The organism is Pectobacterium sp. 1950-15 (assembly GCF_037136835.1).
Taxonomy (GTDB): domain Bacteria; phylum Pseudomonadota; class Gammaproteobacteria; order Enterobacterales; family Enterobacteriaceae; genus Pectobacterium.
In genome coordinates this window covers 1-229 of the sequence record NZ_JBBBQR010000058.1, presented here as the reverse complement: position 1 = coordinate 229, position 229 = coordinate 1, and the positions used below count along the sequence as shown (strand labels likewise).

The 229-nt window shown below is 51.1% G+C and carries 1 rRNA gene; it reads left to right on the top strand.

Going from position 1 to position 229, the window contains the following annotated elements:
• Nucleotides 1-229 (top strand): 23S ribosomal RNA (locus tag WCT94_RS20775); the annotation flags it as partial.

Sequence of the window (229 nt, the reverse complement as noted above, 5' to 3'; positions counted from 1 at the left end):
TTAACACTGAGGCGTGATGACGAGTCACTACGGTGATGAAGTAACTGATGCTACGCTTCCAGGAAAAGCCTCTAAGCTCCAGGTAACACCGAATCGTACCCCAAACCGACACAGGTGGTCAGGTAGAGAATACTCAGGCGCTTGAGAGAACTCGGGTGAAGGAACTAGGCAAAATGGTGCCGTAACTTCGGGAGAAGGCACGCTGATGGTAGGTGAAGTGACTTGCTCA